The sequence below is a fragment of the Caballeronia sp. INML1 genome, from assembly GCF_023631085.1.
In the GTDB taxonomy this organism is placed as follows: domain Bacteria; phylum Pseudomonadota; class Gammaproteobacteria; order Burkholderiales; family Burkholderiaceae; genus Caballeronia; species Caballeronia turbans.
Genome location: NZ_JALQDT010000008.1, coordinates 149,649 through 171,683, shown reverse-complemented (window position 1 = coordinate 171,683; position 22,035 = coordinate 149,649). Strand labels below are relative to the sequence as shown.

Annotated in this window: 17 protein-coding genes; 9 read left to right on the top strand and 8 right to left on the bottom strand. The window is 63.7% G+C overall.

Going from position 1 to position 22,035, the window contains the following annotated elements:
- Window positions 1-175 precede the first annotated feature (175 nt).
- Together NCR38_RS03890 and NCR38_RS03885 are read right to left on the bottom strand one after the other, a co-directional pair.
- The gene (locus NCR38_RS03890) at window positions 176-1,531 is read right to left on the bottom strand and encodes an AAA-associated domain-containing protein (RefSeq protein WP_250476441.1); all 1,356 of its coding nucleotides are present in this window, start codon (window positions 1,529-1,531) and stop codon (window positions 176-178) included.
- Window positions 1,532-1,543: 12 nt separating this feature from the next.
- The gene (locus NCR38_RS03885; protein ID WP_250476440.1) at window positions 1,544-3,307 is read right to left on the bottom strand and encodes an ABC transporter permease subunit; all 1,764 of its coding nucleotides are present in this window, start codon (window positions 3,305-3,307) and stop codon (window positions 1,544-1,546) included.
- Between the two features lie 729 nt (window positions 3,308-4,036).
- Here NCR38_RS03885 and NCR38_RS03880 point away from each other — a divergent pair.
- Window positions 4,037-5,722, top strand: coding sequence for a diguanylate cyclase (locus NCR38_RS03880; protein WP_061120629.1), 1,686 nt, complete (start codon window positions 4,037-4,039; stop codon window positions 5,720-5,722).
- Between the two features lie 132 nt (window positions 5,723-5,854).
- On the top strand, window positions 5,855-6,118 hold the full coding sequence (locus NCR38_RS03875) for a hypothetical protein (protein WP_061120630.1): 264 nt from the start codon (window positions 5,855-5,857) through the stop codon (window positions 6,116-6,118).
- A gap of 31 nt (window positions 6,119-6,149) precedes the next feature.
- On the opposite strand, the gene NCR38_RS03870 is transcribed toward NCR38_RS03875, so the two are convergent.
- On the bottom strand, window positions 6,150-7,490 hold the full coding sequence (locus NCR38_RS03870) for an ATP-binding protein (protein WP_061120631.1): 1,341 nt from the start codon (window positions 7,488-7,490) through the stop codon (window positions 6,150-6,152).
- Window positions 7,474-8,196 carry a response regulator gene (locus tag NCR38_RS03865; RefSeq protein ID WP_061120632.1) on the bottom strand — a complete coding sequence of 241 codons (723 nt, stop codon included), beginning with the start codon at window positions 8,194-8,196 and terminating at the stop codon, window positions 7,474-7,476. Before NCR38_RS03865 ends, NCR38_RS03870 begins: the two co-directional genes overlap by 17 nt.
- Window positions 8,197-8,441: 245 nt before the next feature.
- On the opposite strand from NCR38_RS03865, the gene NCR38_RS03860 reads away from it, so the two are divergent.
- Window positions 8,442-9,038, top strand: coding sequence for a periplasmic heavy metal sensor (locus NCR38_RS03860; RefSeq protein ID WP_061120633.1), 597 nt, complete (start codon window positions 8,442-8,444; stop codon window positions 9,036-9,038).
- A 69-nt stretch (window positions 9,039-9,107) separates the two neighbouring features.
- Here NCR38_RS03860 and NCR38_RS03855 read toward each other — a convergent pair whose 3' ends face one another.
- A complete protein-coding gene (locus NCR38_RS03855; protein ID WP_061120634.1) occupies window positions 9,108-9,806 on the bottom strand; it encodes a pirin family protein in 699 nt (232 codons plus the stop codon).
- Window positions 9,807-10,329: 523 nt separating this feature from the next.
- Between NCR38_RS03855 and NCR38_RS03850 the strand changes: the two genes are divergently transcribed.
- The 5 genes from NCR38_RS03850 (at window position 10,330) to NCR38_RS03830 (ending at window position 15,822) form a co-directional block, all read left to right on the top strand.
- Entirely contained in the window at window positions 10,330-11,016 is a 687-nt protein-coding gene (locus NCR38_RS03850) for an ABC transporter permease (protein WP_061120635.1), read from the top strand.
- Between the two features lie 28 nt (window positions 11,017-11,044).
- Complete coding sequence (locus NCR38_RS03845) at window positions 11,045-11,758, top strand: ABC transporter permease (protein WP_035506196.1); 714 nt, start codon at window positions 11,045-11,047, stop codon at window positions 11,756-11,758.
- 27 nt (window positions 11,759-11,785) lie between these two features.
- On the top strand, window positions 11,786-12,565 hold the full coding sequence (locus NCR38_RS03840) for an ABC transporter ATP-binding protein (protein ID WP_061120636.1): 780 nt from the start codon (window positions 11,786-11,788) through the stop codon (window positions 12,563-12,565).
- Between the two features lie 567 nt (window positions 12,566-13,132).
- Window positions 13,133-14,281: a porin gene (locus tag NCR38_RS03835; protein ID WP_061118922.1), complete on the top strand. Its 1,149-nt coding sequence runs from the start codon at window positions 13,133-13,135 to the stop codon at window positions 14,279-14,281.
- A gap of 407 nt (window positions 14,282-14,688) precedes the next feature.
- On the top strand, window positions 14,689-15,822 hold the full coding sequence (locus NCR38_RS03830) for a porin (protein ID WP_250476451.1): 1,134 nt from the start codon (window positions 14,689-14,691) through the stop codon (window positions 15,820-15,822).
- A gap of 157 nt (window positions 15,823-15,979) precedes the next feature.
- On the opposite strand, the gene NCR38_RS03825 is transcribed toward NCR38_RS03830, so the two are convergent.
- From NCR38_RS03825 to zwf, 3 genes are all read right to left on the bottom strand, one after another.
- The gene (locus tag NCR38_RS03825) at window positions 15,980-17,890 is read right to left on the bottom strand and encodes a bifunctional transcriptional regulator/glucokinase (protein ID WP_250476439.1); all 1,911 of its coding nucleotides are present in this window, start codon (window positions 17,888-17,890) and stop codon (window positions 15,980-15,982) included.
- Window positions 17,871-18,581 carry a 6-phosphogluconolactonase gene (gene pgl, locus NCR38_RS03820; RefSeq protein WP_250476438.1) on the bottom strand — a complete coding sequence of 237 codons (711 nt, stop codon included), beginning with the start codon at window positions 18,579-18,581 and terminating at the stop codon, window positions 17,871-17,873. Before pgl ends, NCR38_RS03825 begins: the two co-directional genes overlap by 20 nt.
- 127 nt (window positions 18,582-18,708) lie before the next feature.
- Window positions 18,709-20,172, bottom strand: coding sequence for a glucose-6-phosphate dehydrogenase (gene zwf, locus NCR38_RS03815; protein ID WP_061118897.1), 1,464 nt, complete (start codon window positions 20,170-20,172; stop codon window positions 18,709-18,711).
- Between the two features lie 577 nt (window positions 20,173-20,749).
- Between zwf and NCR38_RS03810 the strand changes: the two genes are divergently transcribed.
- Complete coding sequence (locus NCR38_RS03810; RefSeq protein WP_061118896.1) at window positions 20,750-22,003, top strand: ABC transporter substrate-binding protein; 1,254 nt, start codon at window positions 20,750-20,752, stop codon at window positions 22,001-22,003.
- Window positions 22,004-22,035 lie beyond the last annotated feature (32 nt).

Here is a 22,035-nt window from a genome sequence, read left to right as displayed (position 1 = left end):
CCTTGCGGACACCGCGCTTTTTTCATGACTTCAGCCGTTGGCCATCGCTTCCGGCGCGGCGCGTGCGAGGAAGCCGTGGATCAGTTTCGGCCGTTCCGAACGGCCAATCCAAAGCAAAAAGCGCGGCGCCTTCATCGGGCAACCGCGCTTTTGAATCGACTGCGATCAAGGCCGTTCAAGCCTCGACATCCTCCAGACTCAGCATCTCCGTCTGGTCGTTATAGGAAAAGATCTCCCCGTAACGTCCCCAGTCGATGACCGCGTCGAGCGTCTCCTGCGCAGCCTTGTCGGAGAGAAAGTCCTCCAGTTCCTGCTCGAAGCGCACGCGCGGCGCGCGATGTCCCGGCCGCTCGTTCAGCACCTTCTTGATCCGCGCGGCCAGCGGCACGTGCCGCAGCAGATGCTCGGCGAACATCATCTTGCGCTCCTGCGTGCCGAGCTCGGCGAAGACGCGCGCTTGCGGCGTGAGGAAGATGTCGCCTTCGCGCACATCGGCGAACCCCAGATGTTGCAGCACTTCCGCGATCGGAAAGAGATCATCGACCTCGAGATGCAGGGTGCGCGCGATTTCGGGCATGTCCGCGCGGCCGTGATACGGCTCCGCCGCGAGCGTTTCGATGAGACCGGCCATCAGGTTGGTCGAGACCGACGGCAGCCAGCTTCCCAGCTCGAGCCCCTTCTTCTTCGCTTCGTCCATCTGGCGCGCGGTCATCTTCGCGTAGATATCGTCGACGAGACGCCGGAACGCCGGGTCCAGACGATTGCGCGGATGCTTGAAGGGCACCTTGATCTCGGCCATCACGCGACCGGGATTCGACGACAGCACCAGAATGCGGTCGCACATGAACACCGCTTCCTCGATGTTGTGCGTGACGATCAGCACCGACTTGATCGGCATGCGCCCCTGCGTCCACAGATCGAGCAGGTCGGTGCGCAGGTTTTCGGCAGTCAGCACGTCGAGCGCGGAGAAAGGCTCGTCCATGAGCAGTAGCGTCGGATCGACGACGAGCGCCCGCGCAAACCCCACGCGCTGCCGCATGCCGCCCGACAGTTCGCGCGGATACGCGTTTTCGAAGCCGTCGAGACCGATCAGGTCGATCGCGGCCAGCGCGCGTTCGCGGCGCTCGCGCGCGCCCACGCCCTGTGCTTCTAGACCGGCTTCCACGTTCTGAAGCACGGTCAGCCACGGAAACAGCGCGAACGTCTGGAACACCATCGCGACGCCCTTCGCGGGACCGCTCAACGGCTCGCCCAGATAGGTCACTTCGCCGGCCGTCGGCTCGATCAGCCCCGCGATGATGCGCAGAAGCGTCGACTTTCCCGAGCCCGAGCGCCCGAGCAATCCGACGATCTCCCCTTCGCGCAGCGCTAGGTTCGCATCGTCGAGCACGAGCAGTTCGCCCTGCGTCTTGTTGAAGCCGCGGCTGACGTTCGCCACGCGCAGGATCTCCGCGCCGAGTCGCGGCGGCGTGCCTTGCGGGCGCTGAAAGCCCGGTGCCGCCGACGTCTGCGTATTTTTCAGGTTCTGCATCGGAACTCGTCCTCAATCCAGCCGGAGTCTAGCTTCGGCGTAGGCGTACAGCGGGCGCCACAACAGTCGGTTGAACAGCGTGACGAACAGCGACATCACGGCGATGCCGAGAATGATTTTCGGATAGTCACCCGCGGCGGTCGTCCGGGCGATATAGGCGCCGAGGCCGTGCGCCACGACCTCCGTCTTCCCCCAGGACACGGCTTCAGCGACGATGCTGGCGTTCCACGCGCCGCCCGAAGCGGTGATCGCGCCGGTGATGTAGTAAGGAAAGACGCCCGGCAGCATGCACTTCTTCCACCACTGCCAGCCGCGGATCTGGAAGTTGCTCGCGGCCTCGCGATAATCGTTCGGATAGGAGGACGCCCCCGCGACCACGTTGAAGAGGATATACCACTGCGTGCCGAGCACGATGAGCGGGGACAGCCAGATATCCGGGTTCAGATTCCAGCGCACGATCACCACGACGAACACCGGAAACAGCAGGTTTGCCGGGAACGCGGCGAGGAACTGCGCGAGCGGCTGGATTTTTTCCGCGAGCGCCGGACGCAGGCCGATCAACACGCCGATGGGCACCCACACCACCGATGCGAGCGCGATCAGCACCACCACGCGCAAGAGCGTGATGAAGCCGAGCACGAACACATGGCCGACTTCGCCCCAACTCACGCCGGTCGAGACGAACGACGCGACCTTCCACACGACGAACACCGTGATCAGCAGCACGACCGTGCCCCACGCGATATCGCCGACGCGCGTGGACGGCACTTTCGCGCGCAACGGCAAGCCGACGTTCTCGAGCGCGCCTTGCAACGACGGCAGCCTGATGGGCACACGCGCCGCCTTCGCAAGAATCCAGCCCGCCGGCACGAGCAGACGGTGAATCAGGCGGGTGCGGCGAATCAGGTCGAGGAGCCACGACGAAGGCTCGTCGCCCGAGCTCGTGTTCTCCATGCGGAACTTGTCGGCCCACGCGACGAGCGGGCGGAACATCAACTGGTCGTAGGCCAGGATGACGATGGTCATCGCGAGGATCACCCAGCCGATCGCGCTCAGGTTGCGCTCGCCGATGGCCGCGGCCAGATACGCGCCGATGCCCGGCAGTACGATCGTGCGGTTGCCGACCGTGATCGCTTCGGACGCGACGACGAAGAACCAGCCGCCCGACATCGACATCATCATGTTCCAGATGAGGCCCGGCATCGAGAACGGCACCTCGAGCTTCCAGAAGCGCTGCCAGTTCGTGAGGTGAAACCCGCGCGAGACTTCGTCCAGGTCGCGCGGCACCGTGCGCAGCGACTGGTAGAAGCTGAACGTCATGTTCCACGCCTGGCTCGTGAAGATGGCGAAGATCGCCGCGCATTCGGCGCCGATCACGCGCCCGGGGAACAACGCGAGGAAGAACGTCACCGTAAACGAGATGTAGCCCAGCACCGGCACCGACTGGAGGATGTCGAGAATCGGCACCAGCACGATCGACGCACGCCGGCTCTTCGCCGCGAGCGTGCCGTAGATCAGCGTGAAGATGAGCGAGGCGACCATCGCCAGCAGCATGCGCAAGGTCGTGCGCAACGCGTATTCCGGAAGATTCGCGGGGTCGAGCGAGATCGCCTGGGTCTGCAGCGTCGAGATGGGCGCCAGGGTCTCGTGAAAACCGACGGCGGCGAGCGCGATGATGCAGATGATCATCGGGAACGCGACGAAATCCCACCGGTTGGGCAGGATCCGCCACGCCGACGCATTCGCCGTGCGATTCAGATTGAAACCAAAATCCATTCAAGGCCCTCCCCGTAAGGCTTTGTTCCGACCGCGCGAGCGCGGGATGTTGCTTGAGACGGCCAACGAGCCGTCCGGCGGGCAAGAAGCCTTTGCCCGAAACGGCCCCATGCTCAACGCACGCGGCCGTCAAAACGACGACACGTTCAGCGCACGACGGCGCCGGGCAGTCGCCGCGTCAGACGTTTCCCCGCGCTGAACCGAGCGACACTACACCAACCCGTGTGACAGGCACAACCTTCATGCGGCCCGGCGCGCCAATCCTGCGATGTTTCTGTTGCTCTTCAGCACGGCACGGGCAAAATGAAGGGCAGTCCGCGTCGAATGCGCCTCGCGCCCGCGTGCCTTGGCCTCCTTTCAGTCTGGCTGCGGCGCGCATACGCCAGCCGGCACGGCGGACAGCGCTTTTGTGCGGCGCGCATCCGTTATGTTGGACGCACGTCGCACGCCGTCAGAAGGCACTTGATAGGCGGCAGAAAACATCGTCCAATCTTGGCTTATCACGAACAATAATTTGAGCGCCGATGCGATGCGAGACGCCCGATCCGAGCCGGAAACCCGCCTGAGCCATGCCTGCCGCCCCATTGCGGGCGAAAAGCCGGAAAGCGGCAGACATGATGCGCTGCAATCCGCGCACCCGCCTCGCCCGCATGGCGCAGGCTCAACCGCTCTGGCGGCACGGCGCGTTCAGCCTGCGAAAGGCGTGAACTTCCATTGCGCCCGAGATCGATGAACAAGCTCATCCTGCACCGTGTGATCGCGACGCTCGGCCTCGCGGCGCTGGCATTCGCGTGCTGGATTGCCGCCGGCTTGTTGTCGGACCGAATGGTACAACAGGAGATGACGGCGACGGTGCGGACCGAGCGCCAGATGGCGGCGTCGATCGTCGACAACATGGCGCAGATCATCGCGAGCGATCTGGCGATGTCGCGCGCGATTCCCGCCACGCTGGCGCAGATGGACCTCACGCAGCGGGCGCTCGCGGAGTCGCGGAATTATGCCTCGAACCCGGCCGGGACGGAACTCGAACGCCGCAAGGACTGGACCGCGCGCCCCGCTCTCGAGAAGGTCAATCACTTCCTGCACGACGCGCAGGGCTTCTCCGGCCTCGACTCCATCTGGCTCGTCAACGACAGGGGCTTCTGCATTGCCTCGAGCAACGCCGCCGACGACGACAGCTTCATCGGCTACGACATGAGCGCTCGCGGCTATGTCGCGCGTGCGCTGCTCGGCGGTTTCGTCGAGATGTACGGCGTGGGGCGCCTGTCCGGCGAACCGGGCATCTTCATCGCGGCGCCCGCTTACGAGGACGGCATCCTGGTCGGGGCGGTGATCGCCAAAGTGAGCATCGACCGGCTGCGGCACTGGGTCTCGCGTGCCGGTACATTCGTGACCGACGAGAACGGCGTCGTCGTGATGGCGCATGACGGGCGGCTCGAATACGAAGCGATGCCGGATGCGCCCATCGCGCGCATGACCGGGCGCGAGCGCGTCGAGCATTATCGGCGCGAGTCGTTTCCGGAGTTGCGCCTGTCGCATATCGGCGAGCAGATGCGCGCGTCCGAGCACTGGCTCGCGCCCGCACTCGCGCAGACCTTCTACGCCGCGAACGGCAGCAACGTGCCCTCGCTTTACGACGAACGCACGGGACTCAATTCCGGCCTTTCGGCGCATATCGTCCATCCGCTCACGAGCTGGCCGGAGATCAGCCGCAATCACAGCCGCGACCGCTTCCTCGTGTTTCTGACGATGCTCGGCGTCGTGACGCTCGCGATCGTGATCGCCACGTCGTACTCGCGCGAGCGGCGCCTGCACCGCGCGACGCGCGATCTCGCCGAGCAGCTGCAATCGGCCAATACGCTGCTGTCGGCCGAAGCGCGCCACGACGCACTCACGGGCGCCCTCTCCCGGCGTTACTTCCTGGACACGCTGCGTCATGAAGTCGAGCTCGCGCGCTCGGTCGGCACTCCGCTTTCTGTGGCGATCGCCGATCTCGACCACTTCAAGCAGATCAACGATCGCTTCGGCCACGCCTCGGGCGACCGCGCGCTCGAACATTTCGTCGAAGTGTGCCGCGCGCAGCTTCGTCCGAGCGATGCGATCGGCCGGCTCGGCGGCGAGGAATTCGGCATTCTGCTGCCGCAAACCTCGCTCGCCGATGCGCAAGCCGTACTCGAACGTCTGAGGAAGCGCTTCCATCACGAGCACTGCGCGCATCTGCCGGACGACGCGGCGCTGTCGGTGTCGATCGGTATCACGGAGCTCGCATCGGACGATGCGCTCGAATGGATTCTCTCGCGCGCCGACCTCGCGCTCTACGAAGCGAAATCGCGCGGGCGTGACCGCAGCGAAGTGCGCCCCGCCGATCCCGGCCCGTCAACGCGGCACCCGGAAGACACGCTCGCGGGCAAATAGGCGGCGAGCGCGCCGCCCTCGCCGAGGCATCGAGTCACCGCACGGCCACCCGCATGTCGCGACGCGCACGCATCGCGCAGGTATCATCGACATTCGAAATCGAATGCCGCTGGCGTGAATCGGGAGAATTGCATGAAGGGAAATCTGGTCATCGTGTGTCGGGATCAGGACGCGGAAACGTTCGACCATCTGCTCGCCGAGTACGGCTCGTTTCAGACGCGGCTTTCGTCGACGGCGTGGTTCCTGAAAATCGATCTCGCGCCCGAAGTGATTCAGGAGGAGATCCTCACGCGCCTCGGCAAATACACGACGCACTACATTTTCGAGGCCTCGACCGTGACATACAACACGGTGGACAGCGAAGCGGCGTCGGCGCTCGAAACGCTGTTCGACTGATACCGCGCCGCTTCAGCGACGAAGCGCGCCGTTAAAGCACGCGCTCCTCGTGCTGCGGCCCGGCGCGCCGCTCTTCCGCCGGCAGCGTGGCGATGTCGAACGGAAAGGTCATCACGACCTGCAATCCGCCTTCCGCGCGATTGCCGATCTCGCACTCACCGCCCACGCGCCGCGCGAGCCGCTCCACGATGGCAAGTCCGAGCCCGCTATGACCACTGCCGCCGCGCGCCGGATCGAGCCGCACGAACGGCCGGCTCGCCTTGACAAGATCGTCCGGCGCGATGCCCTTGCCGTGATCGGACACTGACAGCACCCAGCCCTTCGCCTCGCGCCGCGTCTCGATGACGACCGGCGGCGCACCGTACGCATGCGCGTTGTCGAGCAGGTTCGACAGCATCCGGTCGAGCGTGGCTGCCGGCAACGCAAAAGCCGGCCCGGCCTCGAGTTTCAGGCGAATCGGCGGCGCGCCCGGCGACACCGCGCGATAAGCCCGCGCGATCCGCTCGCATTGTTCGTCCACGGGAATCGGCTCGCTGCCGTCCGGGCGGTCGTGCGCGAACACGAGGAATTGATCGACGATATGCGCCATGGAATCGACGTCGCGCACGACGCCGTCGCGCATTTTCTCGTCGTCCATCATTTCGGCGCGCAGCCGCAGGCGCGCGAGCGGCGTCTTCAGATCGTGCGCGACACCCGCGAGCATCACAGCGCGGTCGTTCTCCGTCTGCGAGACCTCGCGGACCATCTGATTGAAGCCGTGCGTCAACTGCCGCAATTCGCGCGGGCCGCGCTCGGGAACCGGTGGCGTCGGCTGGCCGCGCCCGAAGCGCCCGACCGCCTGCGCGAGCGAGCGCAACGGATATTGCAGTTGCCACGCGCCGAACAGCGCGGCAAGGACGGCCGTCGAGAAAATCAGCGCGAGCCACACGAGCATGCGGTCGCGCGAGCGCGGCGGGCGCAGCGGCTGCACCGGGACGACGATCCACCCCGAATCCTTCACGCCGTGCACCCACACGCTCGGCGGGCCGCCTGGCTCGTTCAGGCGCACTTCCGTGCCGTCGGGCAGACGGTCTTTCAGATCCTCGACGAAACGCTGCAGCGGCGGCGGCATATCCTCGCCGGGCTGCTTCGGCACCTCCGGACTCGCGAGCGGGACGACGCGCACGCGCGGCGGCAAAGGCTGATCCGGCGTGTTGGCGATGTGCTGACGAACCGCTTCTACGAGGAAAACGGCCTCCTCGACGGCGAACCGCGTCTGCACATTGTCCCGCTCGAACCGGATGATCGCGAACCAAGCGACATGCGACAGCACCAGCATGCCGATGACGATCACGACCAGCCGGCCGAACAGCGTGTCAATTGCCCGGCGCATTTTGCTCGCCGTCCGGCACGAACACGTATCCGCGCCCCCGCACCGTCTGGATGAAGCGCGGCGCCGAAGGATCGGTTTCCAGGATGCGGCGCAGGCGCCAGACCTGCACGTCGATGCCGCGGTCGGTTCCGTCGTATTCCGGGCCGTGCAGGAGTTCGAGCAGGCGCTCGCGCGTAAGCGTGCGCATCGGGTTGTTCACGAAGATCTTGAGCAGCGCGAATTCGCTGCCCGACAGCGTCAGCGGTTTGTCGTCCTGTTGCAGCGTGCGCGACTGAAAGTCCAGACGGAACCGGCCGAACGAAAACGGCTCCCGCTGCTCGGGCGCGGCCGACGGAATCGTGCGACGGCGGCGCAGCACGGCCTGCACGCGCGCGAGCAGTTCGCGCGGATTGAACGGCTTGCCGAGGTAATCGTCCGCGCCCAGTTCCAGGCCGACGATCCGGTCCACGTCGTCAGCGCGCGCGGTCAGCATGATGACCGGGATATCGTCGCCGGACGCGCGCAACTGTTTGAGCGCGGTCAGCCCGTCGACGCCCGGCATCATCAGATCGAGCACGATGAGATCGGGCCGCTCGCGTTCGATGCGGCGTTCAAGACCACCGGCGTCATGCAGCACCGACACCTCGATGCCCTGCCGGACCAGATAGTCGCGCAGAAGGTCGCGCAGTTCGGCGTCGTCGTCGACGACAAGTATTTGCGTAGTCATGGGATGCAGTTTAGCGCGTGAGTCTGACCTCGATTGATGACAGCCCTGCCACAAGGGTTACGGGGTGTTACGACGAAAGCGGGACGTAAACCGGCGTAACAAGCCTGAACCGTGCCGTAACACGCGGGCTGCCGCGAACCCCTACGCTGTGTCTCACCGACAAGCGCAAGACCTCGACACTCCAACCGACCCGTCGATCAAGGCCTCGTGGCTTCGGCATCGAAAACAATCAAGGGAGTATCAAGATGGCCAAGCAATATCGCATCCTCACCGCCGCCGCTGCTGCAATCGCGCTGACGTTCGGCACGGCCTACGCGGCCACCGGCGACGCGCCGCCGGCACCGGCCCCCGGCGGCCCGGCCATGATGGGTGGCCACGGCGGGCCTGGCGGCCACCACATGGAAATGCGCATGCAGAAGCAACTGGACGAGCTGCACGGCCAGTTGAAGCTGAACGCGGATCAGGAAAAGCTCTGGCAGACCGCGCTCACGACGATGAAGCAAAATCATCAGGCGATGCGCGACGCCCATAAGCAGATGCACGATCAGTTCAAGTCGATGGAAAGCCAGCCGATCCTCGATCTGAACGCGATGCACGCGGCGCACCAGAAGATCGAGGCGCAGAACGCGCAACTGCGCGAGCAGACCGCGACCGCGTGGCTGAACTTCTACAACGCGCTGAACGACCAGCAGAAAACGACCGTCAGCACGTCGCTCAAGAAGCACTTCGCGAAGATGCAGGAACACCAGCACAAGATGCATGAACGCTGGGGCAAGCACCGCGGCGGCCCGGACGGCGCACCGGGCGCGGCGGCGGGCGCATCGGCCACCGCGAAGCCGTAAGCGGCGGTTGCTGCAAAAAAAGCCGCGGAGCATGGCGCTCCGCGGCTTTTTTCATCGACGGCTCAGGACTTATGCGAGGTCGAACAGCAGCACTTCGGCGTTGTCGCCCTTCTCGAGCGTGACTTTCGACACATCCTCGAGCTTCGCGGCATCCCCCGCGCCGAGCGTCTCGCCATTTACCGTCACTGCGCCGCGCGCCACGTGCACGTACACGCGACGGCCCGCCGGTACGTCGAAGTCCGCGCGCTCGTCGCCATTGAAGAGGCCCGCGAAGATTCGTGCGTCCGCGCCGATTTTGACCGAGCCATCCGCGCTGTCAGGCGATGCGATCACGCGCAGCCGGCCGCGCTTTTCGTCGTCCGCGAAGCGCTTTTCCTCATAACCCGGCGCGCCGCCCGGCGCATCCGGAATGATCCAGATTTGCAGGAAATGAGCGGTGTCCGTCGGTGAGCCGTTGAACTCGCTATGACGCACGCCGGTGCCGGCACTCATGCGCTGTACGTCGCCGGGACGGATCGTCGAGCCGTTACCCATGCTGTCGCGATGCGCGAGCGCGCCGTCGAGCACGTAACTCACGATTTCCATATCGCGATGACCATGCGCGCCGAAGCCCTGGCCGCCCGCCACGCGGTCTTCGTTGATCACGCGCAGCGCGCCGAAGTGCATGTGCTCCGGATCGTAGTAATCGGCAAAGGAGAAGCTGTGATACGAGTCGAGCCAGCCGTGATTGGCGTGGCCCCGTTCGTTGCTGCGGCGAATCTCGAACATGATGTTTGCTCCCGCCCGAGGCGTTGGTTTGCGATGGAGAGAATGTAAGGGCGACGCCGCTTTGGAACAACGCGCCCCAAGGCACTACATCGTTCCACCCATGCATGTAATCGGACTCTTCCGGGTGCGCCTCCGCGCGCTCGCCGGCTTCGGGTAAAATACCGCGCTTTTCGGGGTGGCGACGGGTGGCGACAGCCCACGCTCGGCCGACGCGCCGGGATATCCGACGATCGCGAACCCGCCGCGAAGCGATTGCGAGTTAACCGGGCTGGCAGCAACGGCAGCCCGCAATTTTGACCACTTAGAATACCGACCGCTGGCCGTAAAGCGGGAGCGAGCCGGAGAAGGACAGCCGAAACGCGCGGGAAGCGCGCCGCCGGCCGGAAAGAGACATGATTACATTCGTATCGCGCGCCGCTGCCTCATCCACGGGTACGACCGCCGGAACGCATCGCGCGAACGACCGCCGTGTGCCGCGCTCGTCGCACTCCATGCACGTTAGGCACCTTACCAAGGAATCACCATGTTGCAAGGCTACGGCCCGCTGATCCTCGCGGGCACCTGGCAGACCGTCAAGCTGGCGGTGCTGTCGCTCGTGTTCGCCTTTGTGATCGGCCTGATCGGCGCGGCGGCGAAGCTGTCGAAAAACCGCGTGGCGTCGGGTTTCGGCACCGTCTACACCACGCTCATCCGCGGCGTGCCCGACCTCGTGCTGATGCTGCTTCTTTTCTACAGCATCCAGATCTGGCTGAACCTGTTCACGGACGCGGTAGGCTGGGATCAGATCGACATCGATCCGTTTCTCGCCGGCATTCTGGTCCTCGGTTTCATCTACGGCGCGTATTTCACCGAAACCTTCCGCGGCGCATTTCTCTCCGTGCCGCGCGGCCAGCTCGAAGCGGGCGTGGCTTACGGCATGACGCCTTGGCAGACCTTCTCCCGCATCATGTTTCCGCAGATGATGCGTTTCGCGCTGCCCGGCATCGGCAACAACTGGCAGGTCATGGTCAAGGCGACGGCGCTCGTGTCGATCATCGGCCTCGCGGATGTCGTCAAGGCCTCGCAGGATGCCGGCAAGGGCACGCTGCGCTTCTTTTTCTTCACGCTTCTCGCGGGCGCGGTCTATCTCGCGATCACCACGATCTCGAATTTCGTGCTGATCTGGCTGGAGCGGCGCTATTCCATCGGCGTGCGCAAGGCCGATCTCTAATCGGCCCATTCAGGAGCGGCAGGGAATCATGATCGAAATCATCCAGGAATACTGGAAGAACTACCTCTTCACCGACGGCTACCGCATCACCGGTCTCGCGATCACGATGTGGCTGCTGGTGATCTCCATTGGCCTCGGCTTTTGTCTGTCAGTGCCGCTCGCGGTCGCGCGGGTGTCGAAGAACAAGCTGCTGTCGCGTTCGGTGTGGCTCTATACGTACGTCTTTCGCGGCACGCCGCTCTACGTTCAGTTGCTGCTGTGCTACACGGGCCTGTACAGCCTGCAGGTCGTGCGCGATCACATGCTGCTCGCCGAATTCTTCCGTAGCGGCATGAACTGCACGCTGCTCGCCTTCACGCTCAACACCTGCGCGTACACCACGGAAATTTTCGCTGGCGCGATCAAGGCGACGCCCTACGGCGAGATCGAAGCCGCGCGCGCATACGGCATGTCGGGTTTCACGCTGTATCGACGGGTGATACTTCCTTCGGCGTTGAGACGCGCGCTGCCCTACTACAGCAATGAAGTCATTCTGATGCTGCACGCGACCACCGTCGCGTTCACGGCGACCGTGCCGGACATTCTCAAGATCGCGCGCGACGTCAATTCGGCGACTTATCAGTCGTTCGAGGCGTTCGGCATCGCCGCGCTGCTCTATCTTTGCATTTCGTTCGCGCTCGTGTGGCTGTTCCGCCGCGCCGAGTATCGCTGGCTCGCTTATTTGCGGCCGCAAGGCAAATAAGACCATCGAGTCAGCCAAGGACCCTTCATGAATTCCCAGATGCACAAGCTTTTTGTCGACGATATTCACAAGCAGTACGGCAGCAACGAGGTCCTGAAGGGCGTTTCGCTCAAGGCGAAGGCCGGCGACGTGATCAGCATCATCGGCTCGTCCGGCTCGGGCAAGAGCACGATGCTGCGCTGTATCAACTTCCTGGAGCAGCCGAATCAGGGGCGCATCTTCGTCGACGGCACCGAAGTCCGCACGATGAAGGACAAGACCGGCGCGCTGAAGGCGGCGGACCCGAAACAACTGCGGCAAGTTCGCTCGAAATTGTCGATGGTCTTCCAGCACTTCAATCTCTGGTCGCACATGAACGTGCTGGAAAACGTGACCGAGGCGCCCGTGAACGTGCTCGGGCTCTCGAAGAAGGAAGCAGAGGAACGCGGGCGCGCTTATCTGGAAAAGGTCGGGCTCGCACCGCGGGTGGAGAAGCAGTATCCGTCGCATTTGTCGGGTGGACAGCAGCAGCGCGTCGCCATTGCGCGCGCGCTCGCGATGCATCCCGACGTCATGCTCTTCGACGAACCGACTTCCGCGCTCGATCCGGAGCTCGTCGGCGAAGTGCTCAAAGTCATGCAGACGCTCGCCGAGGAAGGCCGGACGATGATCGTCGTGACGCACGAGATGGCGTTCGCGCGCAACGTGTCGAATCATGTCGTGTTCCTGCATCAGGGACGCATCGAGGAGGAAGGTCATCCGGATGCGGTGTTCGGCAACACGAAGAGCGAGCGCCTGAAGCAGTTCCTGTCGGGCAGCCTGAAGTAGGTTCGCGAAACGCAGCCGAAAGCCCGTTTCGGCAACCTTCGACTCCCAGAAAAGGCGCCCGCGAGGCGCTTTTTTTGCGTCCGGCCAAAGTTGTACCGACCTCTTGCGCGCCCTTCTCCGACCTAGCGCCGCGACGCGTGCGCGTCAATAGGCGACAAACCTGACTCTGAAACTTACATGACGCCAAAGCCCTGACGGCATAAGGCTTTGCGAGGCGTTTCCCATCCTGTGGGTAGTGTGCCTATCACATGGGCATTGCATTTTTGACACAGACACTCGGCGCACTTCAAATTTCTTTGGCGGTTATAACGTATTTTGTTAAATTGGTAACCAAAGTACCAAAACGAAGTACGCAAAAAGTAGTTTTACTTCAAAAGTCCAAAAGAAACTGAGGAACGGCACCGATCGACGGGTCGGCGTCAGGTTCGCGCCCACGACGCGTGAATCGCCACTAGCACCACAGCCCGCGCGTGTCCTTCCTCTGAAAACAATTTTCGGTTGGGTGCGCTCGCATCGAACCACACAGCAGCACTTGGGTTCTATTTCTTGACAGGGTTGGAGGAGATGATGAAGAAAGCTTTGCTCGCGTCGGCAGCACTGCTGACGTTCAGCGCGGTCGCGCACGCTCAAAGCAGCGTGACGCTCTATGGCCGCCTGGACGCGGGGCTCGAATATATGAACGGTGTGCCGACCGGTCCGGCCGGCGCGCCTGCCACTGGCAGTTCGCACCGCTTCAAGGCGGAAAGCGGCGACTGGGGCACGAGCTTGTGGGGTTTGAAGGGCGTCGAAGATCTGGGCGGCGGCTACCGCGCCGTGTTCCAGTTGGAAGGCAGCTTCAACACCATGACGGGTCAAGGCCCGGGCGGCGGCGGTCTCTTCAATCGCTGGGCGACGGTCGGTATCGCCAACAACCAGTTCGGTACGCTGTTGCTGGGTCGTGAGCTCTTCATCGCGAACGGCGTGTGGGACTTCGATCCGTTCGGCCAGTCGAACTGGTCGTCGGCATCGCTGGTGCGTGGCCGCAACTGGCCGCAATCGAGCAACAACATTTCGTACCAGTCGCCGAAGTTCGCGGGCCTCGACTTCTACGGTCAGTACTCGCTCTCCAACGCGACCAACTGGAACGGTAACGGCACGACCCCGCAAGGCCGTGAAGCAGGCGCGTATGTCACTTACACGACGCCGCTCTTCCAGATCCGCGGTATGTACGACGAAATCCGTAACCCGGCAAACGGCACGCTCGGCGGCGCCTACAACCCGATCGACGGCGGCTCGGGCGGCAACGGCGTCTACGCCTACTCGCGCGAGTACACGGCGATGTTCAACGTGTTCCTCGGCCAATTCAAGATTCAGGGCGCCTACCAGGCAATCCGCAGCTCCGGCATGACGGGTCAGTTGCCCGGCCAGCCGACCACGCTCGATCACGAGTGGGGCGGCGTGACGTGGCAAGCGACGCCGGCGGCAGCGCTGATCGCCGCGGTCTACCACGTGAACGGCAACAACGGCGCGGGCAACGCGACCATCTACACGGTCGGCGGCTCGTACAACCTGTCCAAGCGCACCCTGCTCGATCTGCAGGTCGCGACGGTGCAGAACAGCAAGACCGCGAACTACGGCCTGAACGCCAACAACTACGGCTCGGCTGCTTCGACGGACAACCCGTTCCCCGGCCACAGCCAGACGGGCGTGTATGCAGGTATCCAGCACTCGTTCTAATCGACGAGTCTGACCGAAGAGTCTTTTTAGAAGGTTTTCACGCTGCTGCGAGAGGCGCGTATCGGTGCGGTGCCCGAAAGGGTATCGCACCGTTTTTTATTTGTACGCGCGATAAATCCGGCACGCCGTGCGCAGCATGACGAACGTCGATTCGGGAGCCTTTCCCCTGGCATACGACATTTGTCAAATCAGCAACCAAAACTACAAAACGACGGCTCGAAAAACGTAGTTCTACTTCACAATTCCTCCAAAAACCGAGGGGCGACGCCGATCGTGGAGCTGCCGCGACGCTTCGCCGTGCGCACGTTCGCGCGTCTTTCCTCGATAACCGTGTTCGGCTCGTTGCGCCCGCATCGAGCCAGACAGCAGCTATTGGTTCAATTTTTGACAGGGATTTGGAGGAGATGATGAAAAAGGTTTTGCTCGCGTCGGCAGCACTGTTGGCGTTCAGCGCGGCGGCGCAGGCTCAAAGCAGCGTGACGCTGTATGGCCGCCTGGACGCGGGACTCGAATATATGAACGGCGTTCCGACAGGCGTCGGCCTCAACGGCGCGGCCACCGGCACGTCGCATCGCTTCAGGGCGGAAAGCGGCGATTGGGGCACGAGCCTGTGGGGTATGAAGGGCGTCGAAGATCTGGGCGGCGGCTACCGCGCCGTGTTCCGGTTGGAAGGCAGCTTCAACACCATGACGGGTCAAGGCCCGGGCGGCGGCGGTCTCTTCAACCGCTGGGCGACCGTCGGTATCGCGAACAACCAGTTCGGTACGGTACTGCTCGGCCGTGAGCTCTTCATCTCGAACGGCGTGTGGGAGTTCGATCCGTTCGGCCAGTCGAACTGGTCGTCGGCATCGCTCGTGCGTGGCCGCAACTGGCCGCAGTCGAGCAACAACATTTCTTACCAGTCTCCGAAGGTCGCGGGCTTCGACTTCTACGGCCAGTATGCGCTCTCCAATGCGACCAACTGGAACGGTAACGGCAACACGCCCCAAGGCCGCCAGGCGGGTGCGCAGATCACGTACACGTCGCCGCTTTTCCAGGTGCGCGGTCTCTACGACGAAATCCGCAATCCCGCGAACGGCACGCTGGGCGGCGACTACGGCACGAGCAACGGCGCCTACTCGTTCTCGCGCGAGTACACCGCGATGCTCAACGTGTTTCTCGGTCAGTTCAAGCTGCAAGGCGGCTATCAGGCGATCCGCACGTCCGGCATGACGGGCCAGTTGCCGGGTCAGCCGACCGCACTCGATCACGAATGGGGCGGCGTGACGTGGCAGATGACGCCGGCCGCGGCGCTGATCGGCGCGGTGTATCACGTCAACGGTAACAACGGCGCGGGCAACGCGACTATCTACACCGTCGGCGGATCGTACAACCTGTCCAAGCGCACGCTGCTCGATCTGCAAGTTGCCACGGTGCAAAACAGCAAGAGCGCGAACTACGGCCTGAATGCCAACAACTATGGCTCCTCCGCCGCGACGGACAACCCGCTTCCCGGCCACAGCCAGAGCGGCGTGTATGCAGGCATCCAGCATTCGTTCTGAGCGGCGAATCTGAACGCGCCTTAGCTTCGTAGTACGTTTCACGCCACTGCGCGGTGCGATCTCAACGCGGATCGCACCGTTTTTTTTCGCCGCGAAAGCGCATGAAAAAAGGCCGCCGATGTTCACATCGGCGGCCTTCGTAGACGCAAGAACGCGGCTAGTCCCGCGCCATCCCCGAGGCGCCGTGGCTCAGCCAGTCGAGCACAGCGCCGGCGTCATCGTCGCTCGATTGACGCGCCTTGGCGACCGTCTCGCTGATCTTCGCGCCCGGCTTCGGCGCGGCCCGGCGAATCGCCACGCCAACCGCGAGAATGTCGATGATCACGAGGTGCAGAATGCGCGAAATCATCGAAAGCTGCGACTCGCGGATTTCGATGTGATCCGTCTCCAGCGCCACCGTCGCCCGTTTGGCGAGCGGCGTATTGCTCGACGTGATCGCGATGACCGTCGCGCCCTGTTGCATCGCCACTTCGAGTACGCGCAAAAGCTCGGGCGCCCTGCCCGATTTCGACACCGCGACGATCACATCGCCCTTGCCGAGGAGCGCAGCGGACGCCGCCTGCATGTACAGGTCGCCGTAGGCGATGGTCGGAATGCCGAAGCGGAAGAACTTGTAGTGCGCGTCCTGCGCGACGATGTTCGAATTTCCGAGCCCGTAGAACTCGATGCGCCGCGCGCCGTTCAGGATATCGATCGCGCGCTCGACGTTCTCGAAGTTCAGATGCTCGCGCAACTGCAGGATCGCGGATACGGTGTTGTCCAGCACCTTCGCGCCGAAATCGGTGGCCGTGTCGCCGAGATGCACCTGGCTATGGCTCACCGGAATCGTGCCGGTCAGGCCGGTCGCGAGTTTGAGTTTGAAGTCGGACAGACCCTGGCAACCGAGCGATCGGCAAAAGCGGATCACGGTCGGCTGACTCACGTCCGCCTTGCGCGCGATGTCGATGATCGGATCGTTGATGATCGAGCGCGGATGGTTCAGAGCGAGATCGGCAACGCGCCGCTCGGCGGGTGTCAGCGCATCGCGCATCTGACGAATGCGCTCGAACACCGCCGACGAACCGCTGTTCGCACGGTTCGACAACTGCTCGGAGAGAATCGCGGACACGCCGAGAAACGCCGGATATTCCGCCGTGATGATGTACGTGGGAATGCCCGACAGATACTGCTGAAAGCGCCCTTTCGCCTCGAAACGCTCGCGAAACGGCGACTTGTGGAACAGTTCACCCAGCTTCAGGACGATGCCCCCGCCGATATAGATGCCGCCCAGCGCACCCAGCGTCACTGCGATGTTGCCGGAGAACGTGCCGAGGATCGCGCAGAAGCAGTTCACCACTTCGAGCGCGAGCGCTTCGCCTTGCAGGGCGCGGTTCGTGACGTCGGCGGCGGTGAAGGTTTCGGAGACCGTGACGTTGTCGCGCTCGGCGAGCGCCCGGTAGATCAGCTCGAGCCCTTGTCCGGCGCACACGCGTTCGAAAGAAACGTGTGGAAACTTGCGGCGCGCATAGCGCATCACGACGTCTTCGCGTTCGTCGAACGGCGAGAACGTGGCGTGGCCGCCTTCGCTGCCGAGCGCGATCCAGCGGTCATCCGCCGGAATCAGACCCGACACGCCCAGACCCGTGCCTGGCCCGAGCAGGCCGATCACGCTGTTCTGCCGGCGCGAGCCGCCGCCCACCTGTTCGCGCTGCGCGTCGGTCAAGCCGGGCAGCGCCATCGCGAGCGCGGTGAAGTCGTTCACGACGAGCAGCGTATCGAAGCCGAGCGCACGGCGCGTCGCCTCGATCGAGAAGCTCCAGTCGTGATTGGTCATCTTCACGTGATCGCCGTCGACGGGATTGGCGATCGCGATCGCCGCATGATTGACGCGTCCGACCTTCGTGTCCTTCAGATACTGCTGCATCACCTCCGCGATGCCGGGGTAATCGGCCCCCGGATACACGCGGATCTGCCCGATATCGCCAGGCGCGGTCTCCAGCGCGAAGCGCGCGTTCGTGCCGCCGATGTCAGCCAGAAGCCGCGGTCCGTCGGCGTGCTGAGTCGCGGTCTTATGCACACCAGTAGACATCGAGCTTCACTCCTTCAGCGTGGGCCAGCGTCGAGATGGCGTTCTTTTGCGGGGCGGCGAGCGCCGCGTTCAGCACGTCGAGTTTCTTCTGGCCGGCGATGAAGAGATACAACTGTCCGATCTGCTTCAGCGCCGACATCGACAAGCTCACGCGCGCGTGCGGCGCCGCGCCCGGATGCACGGAGATGAAGCGCTCCGGCGTCGAGATCGCAAAATCCCACTCGGGCGCGTCGGCGAAGATCGAGGCCGTATGTCCGTCCTCGCCCATGCCGAGCACGGCGACATCCGGCAGACGGCGGCGCGGATCGGCGTTCAATTCGGCGATGTGCGCTTCCAGCGGCCTGGCCGTATTCACGAGCGGCAGAAAATATGCCGACGCGCCCGCGTTCTGCAAAAGCGTGTCGCGCACGAGCTGCGCGTTGCTCGCGGAATCGGTCTCGGGCACCCAGCGGTCGTCGACGAGCGTCACGTCGATGTGCGCCCAGTCGAGCGGCTCGCGCGAGAGCGTCTGCAAGAACGGCTTCGGGCTCGTGCCGCCCGATACCGCGAGCGTGGCGTGGGCGGTTTGTCCCGTGGCATCGGCCGATGCCGCCCCCCTCGCCGCGAGGGATGCCTTCAGCGCGTCGCCCACGGCTTTCGCCAGCGCGTCCGAGTGGGCGCGCGGATCGTCGAAAGTGCGAAGCTCGATCATTGCTCCTCCTGCTTGTTCTGGTTTATCGATCCGCCTGCTGCCCGCACCATCGCAACGGCGGGCGAAGCGGTCTCTTGTATTTCATGTTCGCCGCGCGCCTCTTTCGGGCCGCGTCGGCATCACGCCGTCAGTTTTCTTCTTCGAGCCAGCATGTACCGGCCTGCGCAAGCATCGCGCTCGACGCGGCCGGCCCCCACGTGCCCGCCGCGTAAGGCTTCGGCTTGTTCGTCGCCGACGCCCACGCGTTCAGGATCGGCTCGACCCAGCGCCACGCCGCTTCCTGCTCGTCGCGCCGCACGAAGAGCGCGAGGCGGCCGTGAATCACGTCAAGCAACAGGCGCTGATACGCCTCCATCTGTCCTTCCTTGAAGAACTGATCGAACGCGAGATCAAGATGCACGCTCGCGAGATTCATGCCCTCGCCGGGCTGCTTCGCCAGGCAATACAGGCGGATGGATTCGTTCGGCTGCAGCCGGATCACGAGACGGTTCGCGCCCGCACGCAACGCGTTCGCGCCGAGCGCCGAATGCGGCACCGCGCGGAAGTTCACGACGATCTCCGCGACGCGGTCCGCGAGCCGCTTCCCCGTGCGCAGAAAGAACGGCACGCCGGCCCAGCGCCAGTTCTCGATTTCCACCTTCAAGGCGACGAACGTTTCCGTCGTGCTGTCGGGACGCACGCCCGGCTCGGTCGCATACGCCGGCACCGACGTGCCGCGGACGACACCCGCATGATATTGCCCGCGCACCGCGACGCGGCTGATGTCGCGCTCGTCGATGGGCTTCAGCGCCCGCAGCACGCGCAATTTCTCGTCGCGCACGGAGTCGGAATCCATCGAGTGCGGCGGCTCCATCGTCACGATGGAGAGCAACTGCAGCAAATGGTTCTGCACCATGTCGCGCAGCGCGCCCGTATTGTCGTAGAAGTCGCCGCGCGCTTCCACGCCCAGTTCTTCCGCGATCGTGATCTGGATGCTCTCGACCCACTCGCGGCGCCACAGCGGCTCGAACAGCACGTTGCCGAAGCGCAGCGCGAGCAGGTTCTGCACCGGCTCCTTGCCGAGATAGTGATCGATCCGGTAGATCTGCTCTTCCTGGAAGATCTCGCCGACGGCGTCGTTGATGGCGTTCGACGATTTCAGGTCGTAGCCGAGCGGCTTCTCGAGCACGATGCGCGCATTCTGGTTCAGCCCGACGTCGGCGAGCGCGCGGCAAATCGGCACGAAAAGCTTCGGGCTCGTCGCGAGATAGAAGACGCGCGTGCCGTCGAATCGTGCAAGCGCGTCGCGCAGCACGACGAAATCCTCCGCGCGTCCGAGGTCGAGTCCGACGTACTGGAAGCGATCGAGAAAACTGCGCCATACGGCGTCGTCGACACCGTCTTTCGTCGATACGTGCGGTTTAACGTGGCTCTCGACCCAGGCGCGGTATTCGCCCTGCTCCAGGGCTTCCCGCGCGACAGAAACGATCTTGCCCGCCGGATTGAGCATGCCCGCGCGATGCGCCTCGAAGAGCGCGGGAAGGATCTTGCGCATCGAAAGATCGCCGGTGCCGCCGAAGAGTACGAAGATGAAATTCGAGTCGCTTTGCATGAGTCTGAACGCGGGTTCGAGAACTGGATGTGAGTCGAATCGGGCATGCCGCCCAAGAGACCACGCCGTAGTCCGATAAAATTTTTTTTGACACTGAATTGTAGTTTAACTACAATCCAAATCAAGAGGAAATGTCACTGACCGGAAATTAGCCACGCGAATCAAACCAACTGGCGACCGCTTTTTTCCGGCTGGACGTTCTGTGCGCATGGTAACGGAGGCCACGGCTCACCGCTTTCCACGGAAGGCGTGCCCGTGATTCCGCTGCGCCCGGCCTCGCGCCTCGCCGTCGAGTGCGTCCTTCGGGGCAAGGTTTGAACGGCCGGGGCAAAAATCAAAAGAGGAGACAGCCGTTGCGATTCAACCCACTCATCTCTTGAGAGCCGTGCGGCCGTACATCGGTCTGCCGGCCCGGCACGCTGCGTTCGTCGTGACTCGCGCTGCCGCTTCCCCGCCGACATCGCCGATTTCCGGCCATCCAGCTTTACCGTTTTTTTGACAAACGCTTCTACCCCATTGCTTCTGGTGGCATCGGGAGCCAATCGTTTCTTGTTCAGGTGTCTGGAGGAGATAAACAATGAAAGTCCGTAAGCTCATGGGCGCGCTGTGCGCCGCAGGTCTTCTGTGCGGCGCGACGGCGTCGGCGGTTCAGGCTGCCGAAGCCGTTTCCGTGCTGCACTGGTGGACGTCCGGCGGCGAATCCAAGGCTGTCGGCGTGCTGAAGGACGACATGACGAAGCAGGGTTACACCTGGAAGGACTTCGCTGTCGCGGGCGGCGCGGGCGCGGCGGCGATGACCGCACTGAAGACACAGGTGATCTCGGGTAACGCGCCGTCGGCGGCGCAGATCAAGGGCCCGCTGATCCAGGAATGGGCCGAGCAAGGCGTGCTCGTGCCGATCGACTCCGTCGCGGGTGACTGGAAGAAGAACCTGCCGCCCGAAATCGACAAGATCATCCACGCGGACGGCCACTACGTCGCAGCGCCTTTCTCCGTGCACCGCGTGAACTGGCTGTACATCAACAAGGCTGCGCTCGACAAGGCGGGCGGCAAGGTGCCGACCAACTGGAACGAGTTCTTCCAGGTCGCCGACAAGATGAAGGCCGCGGGCATCATGCCGATCGCGATGGGCGGCCAGCCGTGGCAGGACCTGACGCTGTGGGAAGACGTCGTGCTGTCGCAGGGCGCGGACTTCTACAAGAAGGCGATCGTCGATCTCGACCAGAAGACGCTGACCTCGGACAAGATGGTTCAGGTGTTCGACACGGTCCGCAAGATCCAGGGCTACTTCGACAGCGGCCGCACGGGCCGCGACTGGAACCTCGCGACCGCGATGGTCATCAACGGCAAGGCCGGCATGCAGTTCATGGGCGACTGGGCGAAGGGCGAATTCGCCGGCGCGAACAAGAAGGCGGGCGCGGACTACATTTGCGCGCCGGTGCCGGGCACGGAAAAGGCCTACACGTTCAACGTCGACTCGTTCGTGTTCTTCCAGCAGAAGGGCCAGAAGGCCGCGACGCCGGGCCAGCTCGCGCTCGCGAAGACCATCATGACGCCGGAGTTCCAGGAGCAGTTCAGCCTGAACAAGGGGTCGATCCCGGTGCGTCTCGGCGTGCCGATGGACAAGTTCGACGACTGCGCGAAGAAGTCCTACTCTGATGAACAGACGGCGATCAAATCGGGCGGCTATGTTCCGTCGCTCGCGCACGGCATGGCTCAGGGCGACGCCGTCGCGGGCGCCATGACCGACGTCGTGACGAAGTTCATGAATTCGTCACAGGATTCGAAGAGCGCGGTCGCCGCACTCGCGAACGCCGCGAAGACGAAGTAAAGGCGTTTTCCGCCCGGCGTGTGCCCATGCAT